General features: G+C 37.3%; 19 protein-coding genes. 15 read left to right on the plus strand and 4 right to left on the minus strand.

All coding sequences use genetic code 11. The features are described 5' to 3' along the window. Positions 1-180 precede the first annotated feature (180 nt). The 7 genes from BMW30_RS10080 to BMW30_RS10110 all read left to right on the plus strand — a co-directional run bounded on the left by BMW30_RS10080 (position 181) and on the right by BMW30_RS10110 (position 6206). Positions 181-906, plus strand: coding sequence for a PepSY domain-containing protein (locus tag BMW30_RS10080; protein ID WP_091476673.1), 726 nt, complete (start codon positions 181-183; stop codon positions 904-906). Between the two features lie 319 nt (positions 907-1225). Beyond that, positions 1226-1582 carry a DUF6176 family protein gene (locus BMW30_RS10085; RefSeq protein ID WP_091476676.1) on the plus strand — a complete coding sequence of 119 codons (357 nt, stop codon included), beginning with the start codon at positions 1226-1228 and terminating at the stop codon, positions 1580-1582. A gap of 28 nt (positions 1583-1610) precedes the next feature. Continuing rightward, entirely contained in the window at positions 1611-2903 is a 1293-nt protein-coding gene (locus BMW30_RS10090; protein ID WP_091476678.1) for a D-serine ammonia-lyase, read from the plus strand. A 74-nt stretch (positions 2904-2977) separates the two neighbouring features. Then, entirely contained in the window at positions 2978-4102 is a 1125-nt protein-coding gene (gene queG / locus BMW30_RS10095) for a tRNA epoxyqueuosine(34) reductase QueG (RefSeq protein ID WP_091476681.1), read from the plus strand. Between the two features lie 14 nt (positions 4103-4116). Then, positions 4117-4593, plus strand: coding sequence for a tRNA (uridine(34)/cytosine(34)/5-carboxymethylaminomethyluridine(34)-2'-O)-methyltransferase TrmL (gene trmL / locus BMW30_RS10100; RefSeq protein WP_091476685.1), 477 nt, complete (start codon positions 4117-4119; stop codon positions 4591-4593). Between the two features lie 28 nt (positions 4594-4621). Beyond that, positions 4622-5365 carry an oxygen-insensitive NADPH nitroreductase gene (nfsA, locus tag BMW30_RS10105; RefSeq protein WP_091476688.1) on the plus strand — a complete coding sequence of 248 codons (744 nt, stop codon included), beginning with the start codon at positions 4622-4624 and terminating at the stop codon, positions 5363-5365. 136 nt (positions 5366-5501) lie between these two features. Next, positions 5502-6206 carry a ferredoxin--NADP reductase gene (locus BMW30_RS10110; protein ID WP_091476690.1) on the plus strand — a complete coding sequence of 235 codons (705 nt, stop codon included), beginning with the start codon at positions 5502-5504 and terminating at the stop codon, positions 6204-6206. Between the two features lie 44 nt (positions 6207-6250). On the opposite strand, the gene BMW30_RS10820 is transcribed toward BMW30_RS10110, so the two are convergent. Beyond that, complete coding sequence (locus BMW30_RS10820; RefSeq protein ID WP_281242158.1) at positions 6251-6373, minus strand: hypothetical protein; 123 nt, start codon at positions 6371-6373, stop codon at positions 6251-6253. A 158-nt stretch (positions 6374-6531) separates the two neighbouring features. Between BMW30_RS10820 and BMW30_RS10115 the strand changes: the two genes are divergently transcribed. From BMW30_RS10115 to BMW30_RS10130, 5 genes are all read left to right on the plus strand, one after another. Then, positions 6532-7137, plus strand: coding sequence for a sugar phosphate isomerase family (locus BMW30_RS10115; protein ID WP_091476692.1), 606 nt, complete (start codon positions 6532-6534; stop codon positions 7135-7137). Positions 7138-7147: 10 nt separating this feature from the next. After that, positions 7148-7321 carry a hypothetical protein gene (locus BMW30_RS10675; protein ID WP_180366292.1) on the plus strand — a complete coding sequence of 58 codons (174 nt, stop codon included), beginning with the start codon at positions 7148-7150 and terminating at the stop codon, positions 7319-7321. Positions 7322-7413: 92 nt separating this feature from the next. Continuing rightward, positions 7414-8802 (plus strand): class II fumarate hydratase, encoded by a 1389-nt coding sequence (gene fumC / locus BMW30_RS10120; protein WP_091476694.1) that lies wholly within the window; start codon positions 7414-7416, stop codon positions 8800-8802. A 3-nt stretch (positions 8803-8805) separates the two neighbouring features. Then, positions 8806-10344: a Ppx/GppA family phosphatase gene (locus BMW30_RS10125; RefSeq protein ID WP_091476697.1), complete on the plus strand. Its 1539-nt coding sequence runs from the start codon at positions 8806-8808 to the stop codon at positions 10342-10344. 20 nt (positions 10345-10364) lie between these two features. Beyond that, positions 10365-12491: an RNA degradosome polyphosphate kinase gene (locus BMW30_RS10130; RefSeq protein WP_091476698.1), complete on the plus strand. Its 2127-nt coding sequence runs from the start codon at positions 10365-10367 to the stop codon at positions 12489-12491. 50 nt (positions 12492-12541) lie between these two features. On the opposite strand, the gene BMW30_RS10135 is transcribed toward BMW30_RS10130, so the two are convergent. The 3 genes from BMW30_RS10135 to BMW30_RS10145 are packed head-to-tail and all read right to left on the minus strand — an operon-like array spanning position 12542 to position 14404. Then, positions 12542-13369: an RluA family pseudouridine synthase gene (locus tag BMW30_RS10135; RefSeq protein WP_091476700.1), complete on the minus strand. Its 828-nt coding sequence runs from the start codon at positions 13367-13369 to the stop codon at positions 12542-12544. Further along, complete coding sequence (locus BMW30_RS10140) at positions 13369-13980, minus strand: thioredoxin family protein (protein ID WP_091476703.1); 612 nt, start codon at positions 13978-13980, stop codon at positions 13369-13371. Before BMW30_RS10140 ends, BMW30_RS10135 begins: the two co-directional genes overlap by 1 nt. Further along, positions 13970-14404: a disulfide oxidoreductase gene (locus BMW30_RS10145; protein WP_091476705.1), complete on the minus strand. Its 435-nt coding sequence runs from the start codon at positions 14402-14404 to the stop codon at positions 13970-13972. The genes BMW30_RS10140 and BMW30_RS10145 overlap by 11 nt, the downstream gene beginning before the upstream one ends. 116 nt (positions 14405-14520) lie before the next feature. Between BMW30_RS10145 and BMW30_RS10150 the strand changes: the two genes are divergently transcribed. From BMW30_RS10150 to BMW30_RS10160, 3 genes are all read left to right on the plus strand, one after another. Next, the gene (locus BMW30_RS10150) at positions 14521-15621 is read left to right on the plus strand and encodes a GAF domain-containing sensor histidine kinase (protein ID WP_091476708.1); all 1101 of its coding nucleotides are present in this window, start codon (positions 14521-14523) and stop codon (positions 15619-15621) included. A gap of 11 nt (positions 15622-15632) precedes the next feature. Beyond that, on the plus strand, positions 15633-16265 hold the full coding sequence (locus tag BMW30_RS10155) for a response regulator (protein ID WP_091476712.1): 633 nt from the start codon (positions 15633-15635) through the stop codon (positions 16263-16265). 134 nt (positions 16266-16399) lie between these two features. Next, complete coding sequence (locus BMW30_RS10160; protein WP_091476715.1) at positions 16400-16837, plus strand: helix-turn-helix transcriptional regulator; 438 nt, start codon at positions 16400-16402, stop codon at positions 16835-16837. Positions 16838-16839 lie beyond the last annotated feature (2 nt).

Here is a 16839-nt window from a genome sequence, read left to right on the forward strand (position 1 = left end):
TGTCACATCTTTGTAAGATTAATTTAAGTTCCTAACAGGTATTTATTATTTGTAGGTAGCGTTATTCCTACAAACTCTTAAAGGCTTTCAATCACATTTTAATTTTAAAATGTGTTAGTCTTTGGGTGGATATGCTACATCTTAGATTGTGTGAGCAATCAAAAAATGGAGGAATAGAGAATGAAGAAAAGAAACTTATTGACAGCTGGCCTTTCAGTAATGTTGTTACTTGGTGCTGCTAATGTAGCATCTGCACAAGACGATACGACGGAAGCAACACCATTAGACTTTGAGTTCGCTGTTGTTACAGGTGATTACGCTGAGTTTGTTGACATTCTTGAAGTGATTGAAGTTGCACGTGGTGAATTTGAAGGTGTTGTCACACAAGTCGATTTAGATCGATATAGAGACGGCCACTATTACGATATAGAAATGGAATCTGATACAGAAGATTTCGAGATTAAAATTGATGCAACGACCCTTGAAATCCTTGAATCTGAGACTGAAAGTGATAACGACTTAGATGAAGAAGAACTTGCTAAGTTTAATGGCGAAATTGCTTCAATTGAAGAATTAGTCGAGTCAACGCGAGAATACTTTGATGGAATCATCGAAGACATTGATTTAGATGAAGATGATGGCGTTATTATTTACGAAGTAGATATCACAGATGATCATCTTGATATTGAATTAGAAATCAATGCAGAAGACTTATCAATCATTGAGTTTGAAATCGAAACAAGAGATGGCGATTCAGACGAACATCGTGATGCAATTCGTGCTAAAATTGAAGCGTTTGATCCAAGCGCAGTAGGTGGATCAGATGACGATGACGACGACTTTGACGATGATAATGATGACGACGATGACGACTTTGATGATGACGACGACAACGACGATGATTAATAAATATTGAGAAACACATGAATCACATGGACTTACAACAGTCCATGTGATTTTTTTGATTTTAACGGATATATTTTAATGCATTAACTCCATCAACAATTTGAATGATTGGTGTGGTATACTGTTGGTGATTTGGAACTTTGTCGAACGCCGGTAAATCGGCATGACATGGGGAATTTGAGCATAAAATTAATTTTAATAAATTCCGCACATGACCTTTAATTTCTAAGGTAATACTGATAAACTAACTCTTACAGTATTTATGAAGGTTTACATATAAACACTTTACATTGTCAGAGAGAAATATGGAGGCAAAAACATGAATGTTGAGTTGACTAAAGTACGTATTAAAGATGGTAAGAGCGAACGTGTTGATGATTGGTTTGAATACATCAATGAGACGCGTGAGGATGTTGCGTTAACATTTGCTGGTGATAGGGTTTTTGTCGAGTCTATGTTTAGAGTCTCTGAAGAAGAGAGTGAATTCATCTACTGGTACACACTTGCTGCAGAGGAGGAAGATGAAACTGTGACTGATGAAAACAATGTCGATAGAATTCATTTAGATTTTTGGAACGAATGTATCGATAAAAGGTATAGACCTAGAAACTACAATGCGAATGTGTCACTTTATTCGCATGCAATTTATAAGTATTTACAAAAAGACAATAAGTAAGCAGTCGTAGAAGCAAGGAGAATGTGCTATGGATATTGAACAAATCATATTTGATTTTCCAGCAGTAAGTAAACTAATAGACCAGGTACCTTCCTTTTTTGAGAATCCAACTTATACTGATTTTGAACTAGAAAAGGATGATATGGGATTCTCTCTTAAAGATATTAAAAGTGCTGAAGCAAGAATGAAACGATTTCAGCCTTATTTTATGGAAGTCTTTAAAGAAACCATTCAAACAAAGGCGATTATAGAATCTCCTATTGTTCGTATGCCAACGATGAAAGAATCACTCGAATCAATCTACGACGTGAAAATCAATAATAATGTATATTTGAAGTTGGACAATTTACTGCCAATTGCTGGATCTGTTAAAGCACGTGGTGGTATATATAATGTTTTGAAATTTGCAGAGCATCTTGCTCGAGATGAGATGGTCTACGAAGATGACTCAGACTACACACAATTCCTCGAGGACCATTGTAAGGATGTTTTTTCTTCGTATCGTTTGATCTGTGGTTCAACTGGAAACTTAGGGATGGCCGTCGGTTTAATTGGTAGTAAACTCGGTTTTCAAACTGAAATTCACATGTCTAAAGAAGCGCAACAATGGAAAAAAGATAAACTCCGGAATATTGGTGTTCAAGTTATAGAACATGACACAGATTTTAACGGTGCTGTTAAACGTGCGCGTCTTGAAGCTTTAAAGTCAAAGCGTGCACATTTCGTTGATGATGAGAATTCTAAATCATTATTTATAGGCTATGCAGTTGCTGCATTACGATTAAAAGAACAGCTCGATCATGCACATATTGAAGTCAGTGAATCGCGTCCATTGTTTGTTTACATTCCTTGTGGTGTCGGTGGTGCTCCAGGTGGTATTTCATTTGGGCTTAAACAGATGTATGGTGATGCTGTACATCCGATTTTTATGGAACCGGTCGCTTCACCATCATTTACACTTGGTGCACTGACAAAGATGCATAATGAAATTTCAATTAAAGATATCGGTTTATCTGGTGAGACGCTTGCGGACGGACTTGCAGTGAGCCGACCGTCTAAGTTTGTCGGAAAATTGATGGCAAGCCAAATCTATGGCTACATGACAGTTGAAGACAAAGAAATGTTTAGATTACTGAAAGAGTTAAGGGATACAGAAGGATTTAAAGTGGAACCATCAGCAGCTGCTGCACTCATCGGTCCAGCGATGCTAAGTAAAAATAAAGATGTAAACCCTAACGCAACACATCTTGTATGGCTAACTGGTGGCAGTGATGTTCCATCTGAAATTTATAGTGGCTATTATGATATGGGTGATTTTTAAATAATTTATTTCGTCGGACCATTTTGGTCCGCTTTTTTTATTTGGTATAATCTCTCTAAGAAAGTGGGTGTCGTATGGATAGATATCAGTTTAAAAGTGAAGTCATTCAATATGCCAAAACGATTGGAATCGATGCAATTGGATTCACACATGCAGAACCGTTTTCAGATTTTAAACTAAAATTGATTGAACACTATAAACACGGTAGACAGTCAGGTTTTGAAACTGGAACTATTGAAGAGCGCTCTGAACCGAAACGTAGTTTACCGAGTGCAAAGAGTATCATTTCAATCGCTGTTGGATACCCAAATAAGTTGCCAAATGCACCGAAGAGCAAATCTGGTGAACGGCGTGGAATGTTTGCGCGCGCATCATGGGGAATGGATTATCATAAATTACTACGTACAAGACTGGAAAAGCTCGAAGAATTTATAAAATCACGCCTGCCTGAAGTCGAGATGAAATCGATGGTCGATACGGGTGTGCTCAGTGATCGTGAAGTCGCAAGACGCAGCGGCTTAGGATATATGGGAAAAAACTGTTTTGTCATTAACCCTGACTTGGGTACATTCCATTACATCGGCGAAATGTTGACATCGTTCCCATTTCCTCCGGATGAAGAACTGATTGACTCTTGTGGAGATTGTAATATTTGTGTGGATCGTTGCCCGACTTCAGCATTGCTTGGAGATGGCAATATTGACGCGACGCGCTGTTTATCGTTTGTATCTCAAACGAAAGGCTTTTTATCGGAAGAATTTAAAAAGAAACTCGGTAATAGGCTATATGGATGTGATACATGTCAACAAGTATGCCCACGAAATAAGGGGATAAACATCACGCACCATGATGATATCGTTCTCGAGCCTGAAATATTAAAGCCAGAGCTGACGAGTCTATTAGAAATATCAAACCGTGAGTTCAAAGATACATATGGACATCTTTCAGGTGTATGGCGCGGTAAAAAACCGATTCAAAGAAATGCAATTATTGCACTTGCACACTTTAAGGAACGCGGTGCAATTGATATACTAAAACGCGTAGCCGAAAATGATCCAAGACCAGTGATTAAAGGCACGGCTTATTATGCAATTGGTCAAATTTTAGGCGATGAGAGCTTTGAATACATTCGTGAACGTTTCGAATTTGAGACGGATGCAGATGTACGACGTGAAATGTTGCAAGGAATTCAAGAGTAGAAAGAGGAACTTATATGCCAAACCATATCGTATTATATCAACCTGAGATTCCATGGAATACTGGAAACATTGGAAGGAGTTGCCTTGCTGCAGGTGCCACATTACACCTGATTCATCCACTCGGTTTTGATATCGATGAAAAATCAGTCAGACGCGCTGGGCTTGACTATTGGCAACATGTGCATGTTGTAGAACATGACAATGTAGATGCATTTTTCACTGCCACAAAAGGGACGGGACACTATTACTTGCTGACTCGTTTTGGTCAGAAAAACTACAGTACGCTTGACTACAGTGATGATTCGCAAGATCATTACTTTATATTTGGTAATGAAACGAGCGGTCTACCGGACTGTATTAAAGAAAAATATAAGGATACGGCATTGCGTATTCCAATGCATGAAAGTGTACGTAGTTTAAACTTAGCTAATACTGCAATCTTGTTATTGTACGAAGCGTTGCGTCAACAAGGATATCCAAACATTAAGTAGTCATAACTATCGGGGGAGAACTTAGAGTATGAATGAAGTTATACAGTTATTAAATAATCATAGGTCAATTAGAAGTTTTACAGAGAAAAAATTAAGTGATGAAACGATACACGCTTTAGTTAAAGCGGCACAATCTGCTTCGACGTCGAGCTATGTTCAAGCATATTCTATCATCGGAGTTACAAATGATAATCTGAAAGCAGAACTTAGAAAAGTATCTGGCCAATCGTATGTCGAACATAACGGTCACTTATTCGTGTTTGTTATCGATTACAATCGTCATGTGAAGTTAAGTCATTTAAAGGATAATGAAGTGAAATTTGAAAACACTGAACAACTTATCGTAGGCACTGTCGATGCAACTCTTGCTGCACAAAACTTAGCAATTGCTGCAGAGAGCATGGGTCTTGGGATTTGTTACATCGGTTCACTGCGAAACAACGTATCGCGTGTTATTGAACTATTGAAATTACCATCTGGTGTGTTTCCACTGTTCGGCATGGTCGTCGGCGAACCAGCAAACAAAGGTAGTCAGAAAGAGAGATTACCTTTTGAAACTGTATATTTTGAAAATGCCTATAAGTCAGTTGATGATGCGGATGTCCTCGCTGAAGTTGAGGCATATGATTCGCGTGTGAGCGAGTACTACAAAGATAGAACCAATGGTGAAAGAAATGATACATGGACTGATCAAGTCACGACAATGTTGAGTCGAAAAACGCGTCTTGATGTTCACGATGTACTAAAATCACAAGGGTTTTTACAACAATAATTCAATCTAAAGTCTGAAATATAAACGGTATCGTTTATGTTTCAGACTTTTTAATCTCCTTAATTAAGAACAGTTCTCATTTAATGTATATTAATAAGTAAAGCATAATACTTTAAAATTAGGAGCTAAAATATATATGCAGATTTATTGGACGAAGATTAAAGAAGTAGTCACTGAGACTGACGATACGAAAACATATTACTTAGAATGTCCGGAAGGGTTTGTTTGGAAGGAAGGTGCACATACACACCTTGCACTTGAAGGATTTAATTCGGGCGATAAGCCAAATAGAAGTTTGGTACGTCACATGTCGATCTGTACGATGCCAGATGAAGAAACAATAGGGATTACGACACGTGTACGAGAGGTACGATCAGAATTTAAAACAATTCTCGATAAATTGCCGATTGGCAGTGAAGTGGCACTGTTTAAGACACATTCAAATGTACCGCTCAGAAGAGAAGATAAGACTGTCTTTTTATTATCATCCGGTGTTGGTATTGCAACATTCAGACCACTCGTTAGAGAATATTTAAACAACGCTGACAAAGTGGATGGATTGCATTCTTTAAATGTGGATTCATCAAAGAATTATTTATATCCAGAGTTGTTTGTAACTGATGAAGAAGGAAGATTTACAGCTGAGTTTGTAGATAATAGAGTAGAATATTATAACAAAGTTAAAGAACTTGCGAATAATACCGATGCATTATTTTACGTCGTCGGTAGCGACGGATTCTTAGCAGAAAATATTGGTTTGTTAAGAAAGTCAGATGTTCAACCAGAAAATATCATGTTAGATAAACACCCAGGCAGAAAAGAAGAAATGCTTAACGGATAAATAAAATCCACGTATACACTTGTATACGTGGATTTTTATATGACTTATTTTTTTGAATCTTCCTCTGTTGCACCTGTGTCTCTATAACCCCAAGTTGATTCGCGACCTGCAGTTAATATAGAAGTAAGGAATGCAGCAGCGACCATAAAAATTAGAAATGCATTCATGGCAATTCCCCCATGTCAAATTAGATATTTATAGTATATATCATTTTGAACAAAGAATAAAGAGCTATTAAATAAGATGTTCAGGATTGTCGTGTGTACAAGTCTAACAAATAGGGTAAAATATGATTAATGAAACTACCGTTTTGGAGGATATGACTATGGCATTGAATTTTAAAATTTTTGAAGAGAGTAACAAAGTCGCGGATTACACAGCAGATTTAATTCGAAAACAAGTACATAACAATCCTGAAAGTGTCTTGTTATTAGAGTCTGCAACGTCGTTAGACGCAGTTTATAGTGAAGTCGTTGAAGAAGTAAAAAAACATCCGGCGAACTTTACGCAAATCAACTTGGTCATGGCGAACAATAGAGGGAGCCTAGAGTCAGTAGAGGCATTGAATGTGCCGAAGGATAACTTCTATAAATCTGGTAAACAAAGTGATTTAGATACCATTTTTGAATCTATAGAGAAAAAGCGCAAGCGCATGATTAATCTTTCAGTACTTGAAATGAAAGAGGATCATTTACTCGGATTTGAAAATGGAGACAATGATCATATTTATAATGGTAAGGAAATCGTACTCGTTGCAATCGGCAAAGAGAAAGCAAAGGCTGTTGAGGCACTTTATCAATCACAAGATAATAGTGACAAAAACTTTGCAAAACTTAAAGATCATGCGATGGTCACGCTCGTTATGGACAAAGATGCAGCAAGTGAACTTGATTCAGATATTGTTGATTACTATACCTATAAGTTTGCTTAGGAGTGAGACGATGAAGAACGATAAGAAGTACGAACAAAAAATTGCAGATGTTCAAGAGAATTCGATGGTACAAAATATGGAAGATGTTGAAGAACTGGGAAAAGAGATGGAACAGCTCTCTCAAAATAAAGATGTTCCAATTGACCACGATGATTCAATTGAAGATGACAAAAAAGAAAAATGATGCTTTGATTTATAGCTATAAATAATGAAAACCCTTTGAAATTAGTATAAGATTAAGTGGATAGCTTATACAAATCTCAGGGGGTTTTTTTAATGTCTTACAGAATTGAAAAAGATACAATTGGTGAAATTCAAGTGCCAAGTGAAAAATACTGGGCAGCTCAAACACAGAGAAGTTTAGAAAACTTCCCAGTTGGTAAAGAGAAAATGCCAATTGAAGTCATCGTTGCATTTGCTCAATTAAAAAAAGCAGCAGCAATTGCAAACAATGATTTAGGTAAACTAAGCGATAATAAAAAAGAAGCAATCGTGCACGCATGTGATCGTGTGATTAATCGTGAACTGGATGAGCATTTCCCACTTGTCGTATGGCAGACGGGTAGTGGTACGCAAAGTAACATGAACGTCAATGAAGTTGTTGCCTATGTTGCCAATGCGTACTTAAAAGAAAAAGGAATTGATGAACACGTCCATCCAAATGATGACGTCAATAAATCACAGAGTTCAAACGATACGTATCCAACAGCAATGCACGTTGCACTTTACGTAGAAGTAGAAGAGAAGTTAATGCCAGCGATTAATAATCTGCGCAATACATTAAAATCTAAGGAAGAAGAATTCCAAGATATTATTAAAATTGGGCGTACACACTTACAAGACGCAACACCAATTACACTCGGCCAAGAAATCAGTGGTTGGAGATTTATGTTAGATAAGTGTGAAGGTATGTTGAATGAATCGAAAGTTCAATTAGCATCCCTTGCAATCGGTGGTACTGCGGTTGGTACAGGAATTAATGCACATCCTGAGTTTGGTGATCGTGTCGCTGTAGAATTATCTAAACAGACGTCATATACATTCAAATCTTCAGAGAATAAATTCCATGCACTGACTGCACATGATGATGTAACTTACTTCCATGGCGCATTAAAAGCACTTGCTGCTGACTTAATGAAAATTGCGAACGATGTACGTTGGTTGGCATCGGGTCCTCGTGCTGGTATTGCTGAAATTGAAATTCCAGCAAACGAGCCAGGTTCATCAATTATGCCAGGTAAAGTAAACCCAACTCAGTCAGAAATGTTGACGATGGTTGCAGCACAAGTATTCGGTAACGATACTGTCGTTGGATTCTCTGCATCTCAAGGTAACTTTGAGTTAAACGTGTTTAAGCCAGTAATTTTGTATAATACTCTACAATCAATCTACTTACTGGCTGATGGTATGAACACATTCAACGACAAATGTGCTATCGGTATCAAACCAATTCATGAAAACATCGATCGATTCTTAAATAACTCATTGATGTTAGTCACTGCGCTTAACCCACATATCGGTTATGAGAATGCAGCTAAAATTGCTAAAAATGCACATGAAAAAGGATTGACACTAAAAGAATCAGCAATCGAATCAGGTTTGCTTACAGAAGCGCAGTTTGACGAATGGATACGTCCAGAGGATATGATCTCTACGAAGGAGTAATTTATGAAACAATTTGGTTTAATCGATATAGGCTCAAACACGATTCGTCTTGTGATATTTCATTATCACAGCGACACGGGCTTAAAGGAAATTCGCAATATTAAAGCACCAGCGAGACTCGCGCAATATGTAGATGATGATTCTTACATGAGTCAAGAAGGTATTGATCATCTGGTTGAAATACTGACAAGCTACGATAAGGTTGCACGAGATGCAGGGGTTACAGATATGTATCCGATTGCGACAGCAGCAATCCGCAGTTCTAAAAATCTGGATGACATTATCATGCAAGTAAAGACAGCACTCGATATGGATATTGTAGTCATCACTGGTGAAGAAGAAGCGTACTATGGGTATAACGCAGTCGCGCATACAATTAGTAATGTTGACGCTGTAACTGTCGATATTGGTGGTTCAAGTTGTGAAATTACACTATTCGAAAATAAAGAACTCATCAACTCGATTAGCTTGCCTTTTGGTGTCGTGACCTTACAAGAGATGTTTTTCAAAGATAAAGACCATAATGACAAATCAGCAATTAAAACATGTACAGCATATATTAAAGAAAAGATACACAGCGTCCGCTGGATTGCAAAGCAAGGCATTCCGGTTATTGCGATTGGTGGTAGTGCACGAAACATCGCAAGAATTCATCAATCAATGACGAATTATCCGATCGCTGGTGTCCATGGATATACACTGACAAAAGATAATCTCGTGGATGTCATAGAATTGCTCATGAAAACTGACGATGATGAACTCGATAATATTGATGGATTAAGTAAAGAGCGCACGGATATCATTCTACCTAGTGCACTTGTATTCAAAACGCTTTATGAATTCGTTGATGCCGAGATGTTCAAATTTAGCCGTCAAGGTCTCCGTGAAGGTTATGCAATCAACATCATTAAGAAGGATTACCCACAAGCGTTTAAGCGCTTCAATATTTTTGATGATACATTGCATCAAGTTGCGAATGATTTCAAAATTAAAGCATCTGAAGGATTGAAACGACGTGAGCTCGCCAGCAAGGTATATCAGGAGCTTTACATTCAAGGTGTATTAAACGTCACGAAACAAGATAAGCGACTGATGAAGAATGCTGCATATCTTTTTAACCTAGGTGAATTTATCGACAAAGATGCAGCGAGTCAACATACGTACTATATACTTTCAAATAGCAACATCAATGGTTTAACACATAAAGACAGAGTGCGTCTTGCACTGCTAGCAAGCTATAAGAATAAATCATTGCTCAAGTTCTTTGCAGATGAAACAGGTTGGTTTACAGACGATGAACTCGATGTTATTTTGCCTTTGGGAAGTATATTAAAATTTGCGAATGCGTTAGATATTTCCAATACAGGCATCGTAAAAGACTTGAGACTAGAAGTTGATGGAGATGATGCGGTACTCACTGTTTTTCATGACGGAGATCCCGTGTCAGAAGCATATCAAACAAATCGCCAGAAAAAACATATCGAACGAATTTTAGATAAAGACATTGAGATTGTTTTTGAGGATATTTCTACACAGTTATAAATCAATAAGGGGCGTTGGCAATGAACAATTATAAACTAGACAATCCAGAGTATTATAATAATCGTGAGTTAAGTTGGCTAGATTTTAACTATCGTGTCATTGAAGAATCATTGGATGATAGTAACCCATTGCTAGAAAAATTAAAGTTCTTAGCAATAACAAGTTCAAATTTGGATGAGTTTTTCATGGTACGTGTTGCAGGATTGAAAGACCAAGTGAAGATGAATTTCTTTGAGCCTGATTCAAAAACACAGCTGACGCCGACAGAACAACTCGAAGGTATCAGTCAATTGAATCGCCGCAATAGCCAACTTCAATATGATCAATATAACAAACTGATAAAAGAACTTGAAGGTCATAATGTCTTTATTCGAAAACCTCATGAATTGCCAGAACACTTGCAAGAACGCCTTGAAGAAATATTTGATGAAGAAATTTTTGCGACATTAACGCCGTTAGGTATCGATGCTTATCGTCCGTTTCCTAAGTTAATGAACAAGAAAATCAACATATTTGTCGACTTGTATGATGATCACGGACCACAGACTGCAATCGTGCAGCTACCAACGATTATCGAGCGTATATACAGACTGAAAGATGGAGAAAGATCTTATGTTGTTTTATCTGAAGATGTCATTGTAGAACACATTGAAAAACTGTTTAAAGGTTACAGTGTGAAACGTACATTTGCATTTAGAATTACGAGAAATGCAGACTTGATGATACATGAAGAAGGCGCAAGTGACCTTCTCATAGAAATTGAAAATTTCTTGAGAGAAAGAAAAAAAGGTGCTGCTGTGCGTCTAGAAATAGATGTGAGTGAATATCCAGACTTAAATGGTACGTTCTTAATGAATGAACTGAGTTTGACAGACCAAGATGTCTATCGTTTCGATGGACCGCTTGATCTGACATTTCTATTCGAGTTAACTGGCAAACTATCTGAAAAGATGCCTGGTGAAGTGTACGAAAATTTCACACCGCAAGCACCGAAGTTTTTGAACAATCAAAATGTATTTGAAAAAGCGATGAAGGAAGATATATTTTTCCATCATCCGTTTGAAAGCTTTCAACCAATCGTTGATTTCATTACAGAAGCTTCTGAAGATCCATCTGTGCTTGCGATTAAGCAAACACTTTACAGAGTTTCTAGTGATTCACCGATCATAAAAGCATTGAAGTCCGCAGCTGAAAACGGTAAACAAGTGACAGTACTTGTCGAATTGAAAGCGCGTTTTGATGAAGAAAACAACGTACACTGGGCACGTGAACTAGAGGATGCAGGTTGTCATGTGATCTACGGGATGAACCATTTAAAAACGCATAGTAAAATCACGCTCGTTGTGAAAAAAATGAATGGTAAGCTTGTTCGATTTGTGCACTTAGGAACTGGTAACTATAATGATTCAACAGCAAAAATCTATACGGATATGGGGATCATTACAACTGATGAAGCGATTGGTGATGATGCGATTAACTTCTTCAATTACTTGAGTGGTTATTCACTCAAACCCGATTACGAGACGCTTCATGTTGCACCGTTTGAGATTCGAGATCTGTTTAGTGATTACATTGAAAAAGAAATCGAGTTCCACAAACAACATGGCAATGGCTACATCTTTGCTAAAATGAATTCTCTCACAGATAAGACGATTATCAACAGCTTGTTAAAGGCATCTCAAGAAGGCGTTAAAATCGATCTGATTATACGTGGCATATGTTGTTTACGACCAGGGATTGAAGGGGTTAGTGATAACATACGAGTCATCAGTATTGTGGGACGATTTTTAGAACATACACGCATTTATTATTTTAATCATAATGGTGCCAAAAAACTGTACTTGTCATCTGCAGATATGATGACGCGAAACATGATTAAACGTGTAGAAATTCTATTCCCAGTCAATGATCCTGCAATTAAAGAAGAGCTCATTGAAATCAACGATATTTATCTTTCGGATAATACGAAGGCAAGATATCAAAAGTCAGATGGATCATGGGCATATGTTAAAAACGATAAGCCACCAGTCAATGCACAGTTAGAAATGATGAAGCGGGCAATTGACTTTACACGTGAGAGTCAGCAGCAAAAGGACAATCAGCTCCTCGATAAAGTCCGCTCACGATTCAAAAGAAAACGCTCGTAATTAGTAAACCCCTAAAGATGGAATATTCCAACTTTAGGGGATTTTAGATGCTACAAACTCTCTTTATCTAATTCTACAAGAATTTCTTTTTGCAAAATTGGGTGAATGAATTGAATGCGATAGCTGAATAACTGTAAATCTCTTAATACGGCATCGCCATATAATGTATCACCAATAACTGGGTAACCGATATGCGCTAGGTGGACACGAATTTGGTGTGTGCGACCTGTCTCAAGTTCGATTTCTAGTTCACAATATTCAGGACCAACATGCGCGCTTATAATATGTGTAACAGCATCTTTCCCACGCTCTGAAACACTATACTTGTTGCGCTCTGAACGCATCTTTTCAATCGGTAAATCAATGGTCTGTGGCTCAATCAGTTGTTTCGTATCGACCCTTGCGATGTACACGCGTTTAATGTCACGTTCTGCAAGCATATGATCGAGCAGCTTCTTAACGAGTGGGTGTTTCGCAACTAAAATAACACCTTTTGTCTCTTGGTCAAGTCGATGCACCGGCTCTAAATAATCGGCCTCGAGCGTATAAATTGCATGATTCATCAATGTGTTCGTCTCATGTAACTCATTCGGGTGTGTTTTCACACCACGCGGTTTAAACAGCACTGCTAAATAGCGGTCTTCATACAGCACGTCACATGTTCGATAGCTCGGTTTATACTGACTGAACTCTTCACTTTTGGGAAGTTCAACCGTATCGCCTGCAGTTAAAACAGTGCGCAAATTGGCAGATACATCATTGATAACAATATCTTTAGACATCCGCAGTAAATGCAAATCTTTTTTTGGTACATTCAACTGTTTAAACATCGCTTCTAGCGTGTGTTGATCGAAATTTTCATGGACAGTAAATTTCATTATTCGTCCTCGTTTTCTGTATCTTCTTCCACTTCTTCGTTTTCTTCATCTGTTGCATCTTCAATGTCTGTTGACTCTTCAACATTCTCTTCTGTCACAAATGTTTCTCCATCAATCATTGCTTGCATGAATTCAGCAAACACTTCCGAGTTGCCTGGATCTCCTTCAAGTCTTTCAACTTCTTGACCATTTTCGTAGTAAACCAATGTTGGTGTAGAAGCAATCATGAACACCTGTGGTGCCATTTGGTATTCAAGTAAGTTTAATTGAACAAGATTTGCATCGACCTGATCTTTCGCTTCGATCAAATTCGGTGTTGCATTTAAACAAAACTGACATACAGGTGACCAGTGATAAACAAATACACCATCCGTCTCATTTTGAACCGTTTCAACAACTTCTTCTAATGTCTGATTGAAGTGGTAGTTTTCATTATCTAGTAAATCTACAGTCGGCCCATTTAAATCTTCAGCAGCGATATCTGTATACGGGTAATACCCAGATTCACTCAAGTTATCAGGATTGCTCTGATAATCTCTAATTAGAAAAAATGCTGCAACAAAGCCAACGATAATTAAACCGACAATAACATAGAAAAATTTATTTCCCATTTGTAATTCTCCCTTTTTTTAAGTTCTTAATGATAATAATTGAACATACAAAGATAATAATGTTCGCGATTAAAGCTAAAAATGGAATGGTGATGAAACCGAACCAATTTATGTATTGTACCGTACATGACACACCTGTGCACATATTTAGGTCTGAGAAAACTGATAATTTTTGTAAAGCATAATGATAGATTGCAGCGACAATACCAATGCTACTAAAGACGAGTAGATAGTATGCAATGTTCATTTCTTTACGAATTACCGAGATAAGACTCATCAACGCCATCGGATACATGATGATGCGCTGATACCAACACATTTCACATGGTGCGTAGGCACGGATCTCACTAAAATATAGTGAACCGAGTGTTGCAACAAGTGCCACTAATACAATGACTTGCATTAAAAGATGATTTGATTTCATGGACCGCTCCTTCTTAATCATTAACTAATTCACCTGTTATCCATTATAATAAATTACAAGAGTATTGATAAGTGTAAGAGGTTACAAATTATTGAATATATGAAAGGCTGAGTCATATGACAGATAAACTGCGCGTGTTAAAAGAAATTGCAGAGTTCTTAAACGCAGAGACTGATAAGTTTGAAATGATTCAAGGTGTCATTAATTTACTTATAGATAATACGAACTATGATACGGCGTGGGTGATTTTTATCAATGAGCAAGGCAAGCACGAACTCATCGGTCACTATCAATTGCCAGAACGCTTGGCGGCAAACAACTATGATTACTTAAAAAATGGCACGTGTTGGTGTGTTCAGAAATTTAATAATAATGAATTACATAAAGCTTCGAATATTATTGCGTGCTCGCGTTTAGAGAAGGCGAATCGCAATCAAGTGATTACAGAAGATACAATTACACACCATGCAACTGTACCGCTTTTAAGTGGTGATGAGCGTTATGGTATTTTAAACGTCGGTGCAAAAAATAAGAAAGTGTATGAAGAAGATGAGCTCAATTTACTCGAGTCTATCGGATTCCAAATCGGATCGACGATACGTAGAATTGAACTGAATAATCAAGAAAAGGAGACATTGATTGTCAGAGAGCGTCAGCGTCTCGCACGTGAATTGCATGACTCAGTCAATCAGATGTTATTCTCCATTTCAATTACCGCGAATGCTGCACAGACTTTAAAATCTCAAGAAAAAATGCAGAATACATTTCAGCACGTTGAGACCGTTTCAAGACATGCAATGCAAGAGATGAAGGCATTGATTTGGCAGCTAAAGCCGATCGGCTTAGAGAATGGATTAATCAATGCAGTCGAACATTATGCAGAATTGATCCAACTACATGTGAATATGTCGATCGATGGTTTTTACAAAGTGCCTGATATGATAGAAGCTCAACTGTATCGCATTATTCAAGAGGCGCTGAACAACGTAAGAAAACATGCAGAAACAAATGAAGCAAACATCCACATAAAATTTGAAGGCGATCAAGTCCAAGTGATTATCGATGATGACGGTGTTGGATTTGATACCCATGAAATTAAGCCTGAGAATCAAGGGTTGAAAAACATGAAAGAACGTACAGAAAAAATTGGTGGACAGTTCAACATCACATCAGATAAAAATTCTGGAACGATGATTCATATCAGCTTTAATATATAGGAGGGTAAGCAATGGTAAATATTATTTTAACGGACGACCATCATATCGTAAGAGAAGGGATGAAATTTTTCTTATCGACGACTGATAATATCAATGTCGTTGAGGAATTCAGCAATGGACCAGATACGCTCGCGTATTTAAAAGAGAATCATGAAGATATTGACTTGGTCCTGCTAGACTTAGTCATGCCAGAAATGAATGGCATAGAAGTGACGCGTTTAATTAAAAAAGACTTTCCATCGGTCAAAGTGTTGATATTATCGAGTTACACATCTGAAGAATATATTAGACCAGCTTATCAAGCGAAAGCGGACGGTTACATTATAAAAGAAATGGAAGCACATGATTTAATTCAAGCCATCAATGATTGTTTAGACGGAAAACCGGTCATACACAAAGATATTTTATCGACCATTGATTCAGAAAAAGAATTACCACATGAGAAAAATCCACTCAGTGGACGTGAGATGGAAGTGTTAAAAGAAATTGTTAAAGGAAAATCCAATAAAGAGATTGGTGAAGCACTATTTGTCAGTGAGAAAACGGTTAAGACACATGTTAGTCATATACTTAGCAAATTAGAAGTGAGCGATCGGACGAAAGTCGTCATATATGCGCTAAAGCACAATATGCTTGGTGTGTAGAAGATAAGAATGTGAAAAATGACAAAAAATCATGCAAATAACTTTTAAATTTATTAATCATGTATTATATTTATAAGGACGAAAAAATAACTTCACGTATGAAATTAATTTCAAAATAAGGAGTATATGAGTACATGGATAAGAAAGCGTTCGTTAAAGTTCTTCAAGAAAAAATGAAGATGGTAAGAACTGAAGCGGGCTACACTCAAGATACGATGAGTGATACGATTGGTTTGTCTAAAAAAACATTGGTTCAAATAGAAAAAGAGAGAATCTTACCGAATTGGACAACTTGTCTGGCAATTAGTGCTTTATTTAGAGACTCACAAGTGTTGATCAATACTTTTGGGGGCGATCCTTTGGAAATTGCACAACAACTCTCTCGCGGTGTCAGTGCATATCCTGATCGAGAATTTGAGGGGATCTATTGGGAGACACTTGAAACGAAGGATAATCTCCTTCTTGAGTTTAATAAGAAAAATTCATTGTATAGAGTGTGTGGACAACAACCGAGACCGTATTTCACATCGATTATTGAAAGGGAAGCTTGGTCATTCTTTAAAAATTACTAGTT

The sequence above is a fragment of the Aliicoccus persicus genome, assembly GCF_900110815.1.
GTDB lineage: Bacteria > Bacillota > Bacilli > Staphylococcales > Salinicoccaceae > Aliicoccus > Aliicoccus persicus.

Excerpts from the sequence above, each read along its gene's own strand:
- BMW30_RS10130 (WP_091476698.1), top strand. The coding sequence starts at position 10,365 with ATGAACAATTATAAACTAGACAATCCAGAGTATTATAATAATCGTGAG.
- BMW30_RS10135 (WP_091476700.1), bottom strand. The coding sequence starts at position 13,369 with ATGAAATTTACTGTCCATGAAAATTTCGATCAACACACGCTAGAAGCG.
- BMW30_RS10145 (WP_091476705.1), bottom strand. The coding sequence starts at position 14,404 with ATGAAATCAAATCATCTTTTAATGCAAGTCATTGTATTAGTGGCACTT.
- fumC (WP_091476694.1), top strand. The coding sequence starts at position 7,414 with ATGTCTTACAGAATTGAAAAAGATACAATTGGTGAAATTCAAGTGCCA.
- BMW30_RS10160 (WP_091476715.1), top strand. The coding sequence starts at position 16,400 with ATGGATAAGAAAGCGTTCGTTAAAGTTCTTCAAGAAAAAATGAAGATG.
- BMW30_RS10085 (WP_091476676.1), top strand. The coding sequence starts at position 1,226 with ATGAATGTTGAGTTGACTAAAGTACGTATTAAAGATGGTAAGAGCGAA.
- BMW30_RS10820 (WP_281242158.1), bottom strand. The coding sequence starts at position 6,373 with ATGAATGCATTTCTAATTTTTATGGTCGCTGCTGCATTCCTTACTTCT.
- BMW30_RS10125 (WP_091476697.1), top strand. The coding sequence starts at position 8,806 with ATGAAACAATTTGGTTTAATCGATATAGGCTCAAACACGATTCGTCTT.
- queG (WP_091476681.1), top strand. The coding sequence starts at position 2,978 with ATGGATAGATATCAGTTTAAAAGTGAAGTCATTCAATATGCCAAAACG.
- BMW30_RS10080 (WP_091476673.1), top strand. The coding sequence starts at position 181 with ATGAAGAAAAGAAACTTATTGACAGCTGGCCTTTCAGTAATGTTGTTA.
- BMW30_RS10090 (WP_091476678.1), top strand. The coding sequence starts at position 1,611 with ATGGATATTGAACAAATCATATTTGATTTTCCAGCAGTAAGTAAACTA.
- BMW30_RS10150 (WP_091476708.1), top strand. The coding sequence starts at position 14,521 with ATGACAGATAAACTGCGCGTGTTAAAAGAAATTGCAGAGTTCTTAAAC.
- BMW30_RS10140 (WP_091476703.1), bottom strand. The coding sequence starts at position 13,980 with ATGGGAAATAAATTTTTCTATGTTATTGTCGGTTTAATTATCGTTGGC.
- BMW30_RS10115 (WP_091476692.1), top strand. The coding sequence starts at position 6,532 with ATGGCATTGAATTTTAAAATTTTTGAAGAGAGTAACAAAGTCGCGGAT.
- trmL (WP_091476685.1), top strand. The coding sequence starts at position 4,117 with ATGCCAAACCATATCGTATTATATCAACCTGAGATTCCATGGAATACT.
- BMW30_RS10675 (WP_180366292.1), top strand. The coding sequence starts at position 7,148 with ATGAAGAACGATAAGAAGTACGAACAAAAAATTGCAGATGTTCAAGAG.
- BMW30_RS10155 (WP_091476712.1), top strand. The coding sequence starts at position 15,633 with ATGGTAAATATTATTTTAACGGACGACCATCATATCGTAAGAGAAGGG.
- BMW30_RS10110 (WP_091476690.1), top strand. The coding sequence starts at position 5,502 with ATGCAGATTTATTGGACGAAGATTAAAGAAGTAGTCACTGAGACTGAC.
- nfsA (WP_091476688.1), top strand. The coding sequence starts at position 4,622 with ATGAATGAAGTTATACAGTTATTAAATAATCATAGGTCAATTAGAAGT.